The following is a 7,368-nucleotide window of genomic DNA, read 5'->3' as shown; positions in this document are numbered from 1 at the left end:
ATTTATTTAGCATAATAGACAGAGATTGCGACAGAGACAGAGGTTGTGACGGTATAGGCGATTCATTACTGTTCTTCTTCCTTCTATTAGTAATTTTATTCTGTAGCTGTGGTGGATTCAGTAGATGCTAAACTTTTCACCAATCGGGGCTTGCCCCGATTTTTTCTTTTTTAGTTGTCTTTTTATTTTTTTAGAAAAACTTGCTTTAAACATTGGCAATTTTTTGATAATTTCATACTATATATTAGGATTTAAAAAATCCTCAGCTAGTAACTCTCTCATTTATTAACATGATAAGGATGTACTATTATGGCTGATAAGCAAGGTCGTGGCGGATGTTTTGATGGATTCTTTGGTGGTTGTTTTGATGAATCAATAATATTCATATTCATAATATTGATACTTTTGTTCTGCTTCTGTATCTAACCTTTTTATAAGAATATATTTGTATATCACGACACATTAAAAACCATCTTTTATTACTTTATAGGAGGTGCTCATTATGGCTAACAATGAAGTACGTAACACTCGGTTTGATGGTGGCTGTGACACAGGCAGTTCACTGTTATTTTTCTTTTTATTACTAGTGATTATATTCTGTAACTGTGATTTCTTCTAATTGATCATGATTGAATCGGGGCTTGCCCCGATTCTTTTATACCATCTACGTTTATATTTCTGTTCTTCAGTATCTCTTCTTGATTTAAAACAGCTTTTATATTTAATATACTTTTCACATTTACTATGACAATTAAAACGCCTATTTTGACAGTACAAGCATGGTGAATTCATAGTATTTATAGATATGAAAAATTTATTCTTGCTCGTGAACTTGAGCACGCTCTATTGCATATAGAATTATCTTCAGCTGCTTATAATAATAAGCTAATCGTTAAAGGAAAATTAGAATATCAAGCCGATTATTTTGATCTAAAGCTGCTTGACACTAGGTTAAATGATGTTTACCATTCAGATTTAACTATAGAGCAAATAGCAAAAGATTTATATGTTACAGAAGAAAGTTTGATTTATATCTATAAAGTTCAGATTTAGAATTTGAGTATTTTGTAAACTCTATACAAGGACGCGAGTTCGACGCAATTCGATAATAATTTGCATTTTATAAAATAATTATAAGGGGGAAATTTTATGAAAAAAATAAGAATTGCTTCACTTGGTTTAGCTGTTACTTTATTATTAAGCCCTGCTTCTACATTGGGTCATCCAGGTAAAACAGATTCCAGTGGTGGCCATAAGAATAATAAGAACAAAAGTGGTTTAGGAAACTATCATTATCATTATGGAGGTAATCCTGCCCATTTACATGATAATAGTGTATGTCCTTACAGTGGCAGTAGTAGTGAATCTACTTTTAAATCTAATACTAAATTATCAAGTAAAAGTTCTACTTCAGCTAAAACTAGTGAGATTAAAAAAGCTCAAGAGAAGTTAAATGAATTAGGTTATGATTGTGGTAAAGCTGACGGAAAGACTGGGAAAAACACTAAGGCAGCTATAAAAAATTTCAAGAAGATAATGGTCTTGAAGTTTATGGTATATTAGGAACTAAAACTAAAGAAGCATTAGGGATATAGAAACTATTTTAGAATATCTTTGTTTGTCTAGAAAATTAGACTTGAAAGGAATGACTAAATTATGAAGAAATTTATGAAGAAATTTTTATCTATTTTATTAATTGGTGTACTAACTTTTAGCACTGTTGCTTGTTCAACGCCTAATCCTAAAGGTACTGTAACTGTTTATTTGGATTCTTCAAAGAATGGTAATAATGAAGAATCTTTAAATTACTTAAAATCCGATTCTGATGAATCCCTTAAAGAAGTATTTGCTAATGAAAACGATGCAACTGATGAAGCATTTAAAAAAGCTTATAGTAAATTAGAATATAATATATTAAATTCTGAAGTAGATGGTGATAAAGCAGTATTAGAAACAGAGATTAATTCTCCTGATTTAGGTACCATCATGGCTGAATTGTTAAAAGAAGCTCTTCCATTAGCATTTGCCAATGCATTTAATGAAGATGCTGCTGATGATGATGAAATGGATAAATTAATGGACAGCATGTTGATAGATAAACTTAATAGTGATGATATTCCTATGGTTAAAAAACTATTAACATTAATTTAGTTAAAAAAGAGGGACAGTGGTTTATAGAACCAGATGATGATCTCTATAATTCTATAACTGGTAATCTATCATCAATTGTAAAACTATTTGAAGAAGAACCATAATGTAATATTTTATATTTTTAATAGGCTTTATATATCTGTAAAATAAATCCGGGAAATCCCGGATTTATTTATATATCTAATATTTTACTTTTACTTCATCGGATTCATTGATTATTTAATGCTTTGTTTAATTTTTTTATTGCTCTTTTTTCAATTCTAGATACATAAGATCTAGATATTCCTAGCATATTAGCAATTTCTCGTTGAGTTTTACATCCTCCACCTATAAGTCCATATCTTAATTCAATTATAGATTTTTCTCTATCTTTAAGCACTTGATTTATAGCTTTATATAAGTTTTTAACTTGTAATTTTAAATGTACTTCATCTAAGATTTCATCTACTTCTGTGCCTAATATGTCCAGAAGACTTATTTCATTGCCCTCTTTGTCCACGCCTATGGGTTCATGGAGAGAAACTTCTACTTTTGACTTTTTAGTAGATCGAATAGTCATCAATATTTCATTCTCTATACATCTGGCCGCATAAGTAGCTAACCTAGTTCCTTTAGATGGATTAAAAGTGGAAATTGCTTTTATAAGTCCAATGGTTCCAATGGAAATTAAATCGTCAGTATCTTTTCCAGTATTATTATATTTCTTTACTATATGTGCCACTAACCTTAAATTTCTTTCAATAAGTATACTTCTAGCTTTTTCATCACCTTCGGCACAGAGTTTTAAGTATTTTTCCTCTTCTTCTTTTGATAATGGTTTTGGAAAAGAATTTGCATTAGTAATATACCCAGTAAAGATTAAAAAGGGTTTTAATAACCCTCCAACAGTTAGTAATATTAAACTATCCATAAAGGCACCCCCATTTTCCCATATTAAAGTATATGAGAAAAGATGAGTAATGGTGCCAGTCCTACCTATTAATACTATAAATTTCTTTACATATCTTTTCAAAAATCGGTACTGCTGATTTAGAACCAGAATTTCCTTCTTCGATAAAAACTGTTATGGCGTATTTAGGGCTATCTACTGGATAGTATCCTGCAAACCACCCATGGATAGTTTCTCTTCTATTTAAAATTGCTTGTGCGGAACCAGTTTTACCTGCTCCTCCACCTATATTTGATAAATCTATAGATCTTGCCGTTCCACTCAAAACTACTTCTTCTAACATCTTTTGAGCTATTTCACTATTAAATTCAGAAATTACTCTCTTATCTTTTTCCCTATAAAATTCTTTAATCATTTCACCATCTTTTGTAGTTATTCCTTTTACTATGGACATATCTTTTTGTATACCTTTGTTAGCAATTGTTATCATCATATTAGTAATTTGAAGAGGCGTAGCTTCAATATTTCCTTGGCCAATAGAGATATTTCCTATAGCTGGTCCTATTAGTTCTTTGCCTTTAGGAAGGTTTCCTTCTACTTCTTCTAAAAGACCAATATTCTGTTTTTCACCAAATCCTAACTTTCTTGCCATATTTATTATAGCCTCAGCTCCTAAATCTTTACCTAATTGAATAAAAACAGAATTACAGGATTTAGCAAATGCATTTTTTAATGATATGTTACCATGCCCATTTATTCTATTACAGTTTATTGTTAAATTTTTTATCTCTTCATATCCTTTACAATAATAATCTTTATATATATAATCTGGATTTTCTTCTAAGGCCGCCAATAATACCACTATCTTAAATAATGATCCAGGAGGATAAGAAACTTGAATAGCTTTGTTATAAAGAGCCATATCATCTCCGCGTAAATATCCTTCAATATCTTCTTGATTAAAATTTGGTCTGCTAGCCATAGCAAGAATATCTCCTGTCTTAATATCAGCTACTATAACAGACCCTCGTTCTCTATTTTCATCTAAAGTAGTTTCTACAATCTTTTGTATAGGATAGTCTATGGTTAGTTTAACTCCACCAGGATTTTTAGGATTAGGATTATTTTCAACAGAATAAGCTCCTCCAAGTATTATTTTTCTCCCTTTATCAAATTCAATAAATAAGGATTTTTTTTCTCCTTCTTTTAATAGATCATCATAAACTTTCTCTATTCCTGCTTCTCCTCGATTTTCACTTTTATTAACATATCCTAAAACATGAGATAATAAATTGTCTTGAGAATACCTATTGGTTATATCTACCATAAACATATCGTTATTACCATTTTCTATGGACATTTTTTGTTTTAAAGGAATTTGTATTAATTTACTATTAGAATTTAATATTTCATTAAATGTAACTAGAGATAACCTAGTATTTTTTTTCACTTCGTTCAACAGTTCTTTATCCTTTAATAACTTATCCTTTGGTATAACCAATGTAGTAACCCTTTCCCTATTAGTTAAAGGGATTAGATTTTTATCATATACTATTCCCCGCTTTGGATATAGGTTAATTTCACTTCCTCTCTGTTTTAAACTTTGATTTTTTAAATCCTTGTTATTGTAAATTTGAAGGTAATATAACCTTCCAATAAGTAAGATAAAAACTAGACATACAATATAGCCAAAATTTTGTAATCGACTATGAATAATATTTTTTCGAAATCTGGTCATAAAAAAACCTCCCTGACTTGATAATACTATTATTACCATTTTGCAGGGAAGGTATTAGTCTAATTATTTAATATAGAATTTATTTTTGCAACAATTATATCTATGGCTACTTTATTATATCCGCCTTCAGGGATAACTATATCTGCGTATTTTTTAGTTGGTTCAATGAATTGTAAATGTGCAGGTCTTACAGTTTCCATATATTGATCAATAACTGATTCTAATGTTCTTCCTCTCTCTTTAATATCCCTTACTATACGTCTAATAACTCTAACATCTGAATCTGTATCAACAAATATTTTTATGTCCAATAAATTTCTCACATCTTCATCGCTTAATATTAAAATGCCTTCAAGAATTATTATATCTTTAGGCTCTACTGTAATAGTCTCTTTTTTTCTTGTATGCCTTTCAAAATCGTAAATTGGCTTTTCTATAGGTTTATTATCTAGTAAATCTTTTAAATGTTCTATTAATAAAGGGTTATCAAAAGCAAAAGGATGATCATAATTAGTCTTTACTCTTTCTTCAAAGGTTAAATGACTTTGATCCTTATAATAAGAATCTTGTTCTATAACGGCAACATTAGTTTTGTGTATAGAATTAAATATTTCCCTAGAAACAGTACTTTTCCCAGAGCCAGTCCCGCCAGTTATTCCAATAAGTATCGGTCTTTTCACCTGCATCAATCCTTTCTCCCTTTTCTAATCATATCCATTTTTTCCACAGGATAGGCCATTTTCATCTTTACTATTTGTTGTGGATGGGGAGCTACTTCTATCTCATTATCCTCTTCATCCCACATTTTATCAATAGTTTGAACAAAATAGTCTTTATTTGGTCCAAATACTTCTATTTCATCACCAACAAACATCCTATTTCTCTGTTCTATTGTAGCAATTTTAGTATTTTTATCATAATCGAGAATTAAGCCTACAAAATCATAACCTCTAATATAGGAACTCGAAGTATAGACTTGATCTTCTTCTGTTGGCTTACCAAAATAAAAGCCCTTAGTAAAATCTCTATGACTGGCTTTTGTTATTTCCTCTAGCCATTTACTATTATATGAGTAATTCTCCGGATTTTTATAATATTCATCTATAGCCATTCTATACGCCCTAACTACGGTAGCAACATAATAAGAACTTTTTACCCTACCTTCAATTTTGAAGCTCTTAATCCCTGATTTAATAAGCTCAGGAATATGTTCTATCATACATAGATCCTTTGAATTAAATATAAAGGTACCTTCATCTTCTTCATAAACAGGGAAATATTCCCTCGGTCTTTTTTCTTCCATTAAATGATATTTATATCTGCAGGGGTGAGCACAGTCTCCTCTATTAGCATCCCTTCCAGTCATATAATTACTTAATAAACATCTACCAGAATAAGATATACACATAGCTCCATGCACAAAGGTTTCAATTTCTAAATCCTTTGGAATTTTTTTTGTTATATCTTCTATCTCTTTAAATGATAGCTCGCGAGCTAAAACTACACGTCTAATACCTAAATTATACCAAAACATAATAGTCTCATAATTAGTAGCACTTGCTTGAGTACTTAAGTGAATAGGTAGATCAGGTATAGTTCTTCTAATTACGGAAAATATTCCTGGGTCAGATACTAATACACCATCAACTTTCAAGTTATATAACTCAGTTATATAGTCCTCTAAACCCACTAAGTCCTCATTGTGGGGAACTATATTCATAGTAATATATACTTTCTTGCCTCGCTCATGAGCAAAGTTAATTCCTTCTTCAATTTCTTTCATTGAAAAGTTCTTTGAAGCTTTTCTAAGCCCAAAGCTTTCTCCTCCTAGATAAACTGCATCAGCACCATAAATTATTGCCATCTTTAATTTTTCCAAATCCCCTGCTGGCGCTAATAATTCTATCTTATTCAAATATATCATCCTCTCTATGTGTTATTGCTACTCCATCACCTATTGGAATCACACAAGATATATACCCATCAATATGATTTATGTGATGTAAAAATTGCCTTAGTCTTTTGACAATAGTTTTTTTCCTTCTAACTACAAGTTTATCTGTTGCTACCATTCCTTTATAGAGAACATTATCAGAAACTATTATACCTTCTGGCTGTAAAAAAGATATACAATACTTGAAAAACTCTAGATATTGACCTTTAGCTGCATCTAGAAATATAAAGTCAAACTTGCTTTCCAAAGTAGGCAGAATTTCTTCCGCCTCTCCTTGTAATATCTTTATTCTATTTTTGTACTCTGTATTAGAAATATTATTTTCTGCTAATTGAATCATATCTTGTCGTCTTTCAATGGTAGTTATATTACATTGAGGAGAAGTAGCCTCTGCCATTATAAGAGCTGAATAGCCAATGGCAGTTCCTACTTCCAATATACTTCTAGGATTTTTCATTTTTAATAAAACTTTTAATAATTGAGCAACTTCCGGTTGAATTATAGGAATATGGTTTTCCTCTGCATATTGTTCCATAGCTTTCAAATAAAAATTATTTTCTGGTAAAATACTCCGAATATACTCCTCTATATATTCTTCATTTATATAGTTCAAAATTTAATCACCCTTTTTCACAA

At 30.3% G+C, this 7,368-nt stretch carries 8 protein-coding genes; 3 read left to right on the top strand and 5 right to left on the bottom strand.

The genetic code is table 11. The features are described from left to right. The first annotated feature begins 846 nt into the window (after positions 1-846). The 3 genes from KQI42_RS19735 to KQI42_RS19725 all read left to right on the top strand — a co-directional run bounded on the left by KQI42_RS19735 (position 847) and on the right by KQI42_RS19725 (position 2,151). Positions 847-1,053, top strand: a complete 207-nt coding sequence (locus KQI42_RS19735; protein WP_216522270.1) for a hypothetical protein — start codon at positions 847-849, stop codon at positions 1,051-1,053. Between the two features lie 96 nt (positions 1,054-1,149). Further along, a complete protein-coding gene (locus tag KQI42_RS19730) occupies positions 1,150-1,563 on the top strand; it encodes a peptidoglycan-binding protein (RefSeq protein WP_216522268.1) in 414 nt (137 codons plus the stop codon). 93 nt (positions 1,564-1,656) lie between these two features. After that, on the top strand, positions 1,657-2,151 hold the full coding sequence (locus tag KQI42_RS19725; protein WP_216522266.1) for a DUF4878 domain-containing protein: 495 nt from the start codon (positions 1,657-1,659) through the stop codon (positions 2,149-2,151). Between the two features lie 208 nt (positions 2,152-2,359). Here the strand turns inward: KQI42_RS19725 and sigK are convergent, their stop codons facing one another. The 5 genes from sigK to KQI42_RS19700 all read right to left on the bottom strand — a co-directional run bounded on the left by sigK (position 2,360) and on the right by KQI42_RS19700 (position 7,345). Further along, positions 2,360-3,061 (bottom strand): RNA polymerase sporulation sigma factor SigK, encoded by a 702-nt coding sequence (gene sigK / locus KQI42_RS19720; RefSeq protein ID WP_216522264.1) that lies wholly within the window; start codon positions 3,059-3,061, stop codon positions 2,360-2,362. Positions 3,062-3,122: 61 nt separating this feature from the next. After that, complete coding sequence (locus KQI42_RS19715) at positions 3,123-4,778, bottom strand: peptidoglycan D,D-transpeptidase FtsI family protein (protein ID WP_216522262.1); 1,656 nt, start codon at positions 4,776-4,778, stop codon at positions 3,123-3,125. Between the two features lie 59 nt (positions 4,779-4,837). Next, entirely contained in the window at positions 4,838-5,464 is a 627-nt protein-coding gene (gene udk, locus KQI42_RS19710; RefSeq protein WP_216522260.1) for a uridine kinase, read from the bottom strand. Beyond that, positions 5,464-6,693, bottom strand: coding sequence for a peptidase U32 family protein (locus tag KQI42_RS19705; protein ID WP_216522258.1), 1,230 nt, complete (start codon positions 6,691-6,693; stop codon positions 5,464-5,466). The genes udk and KQI42_RS19705 overlap by 1 nt, the downstream gene beginning before the upstream one ends. Continuing rightward, positions 6,686-7,345, bottom strand: coding sequence for an O-methyltransferase (locus KQI42_RS19700; RefSeq protein WP_216522256.1), 660 nt, complete (start codon positions 7,343-7,345; stop codon positions 6,686-6,688). The genes KQI42_RS19705 and KQI42_RS19700 overlap by 8 nt, the downstream gene beginning before the upstream one ends. Positions 7,346-7,368: the final 23 nt, after the last annotated feature.

The organism is Tissierella simiarum (assembly GCF_018917865.1).
Classification (GTDB): domain Bacteria; phylum Bacillota; class Clostridia; order Tissierellales; family Tissierellaceae; genus Tissierella_C; species Tissierella_C simiarum.
The sequence above is the reverse complement of the archived record's forward strand: the minus strand, read 5'-3'. Positions and strand labels throughout refer to the sequence as shown.

Excerpts from the sequence above, each read along its gene's own strand:
- KQI42_RS19730 (WP_216522268.1), top strand. The coding sequence starts at position 1,150 with ATGAAAAAAATAAGAATTGCTTCACTTGGTTTAGCTGTTACTTTATTA.
- KQI42_RS19725 (WP_216522266.1), top strand. The coding sequence starts at position 1,657 with ATGAAGAAATTTATGAAGAAATTTTTATCTATTTTATTAATTGGTGTA.
- sigK (WP_216522264.1), bottom strand. The coding sequence starts at position 3,061 with ATGGATAGTTTAATATTACTAACTGTTGGAGGGTTATTAAAACCCTTT.
- KQI42_RS19715 (WP_216522262.1), bottom strand. The coding sequence starts at position 4,778 with ATGACCAGATTTCGAAAAAATATTATTCATAGTCGATTACAAAATTTT.
- udk (WP_216522260.1), bottom strand. The coding sequence starts at position 5,464 with ATGCAGGTGAAAAGACCGATACTTATTGGAATAACTGGCGGGACTGGC.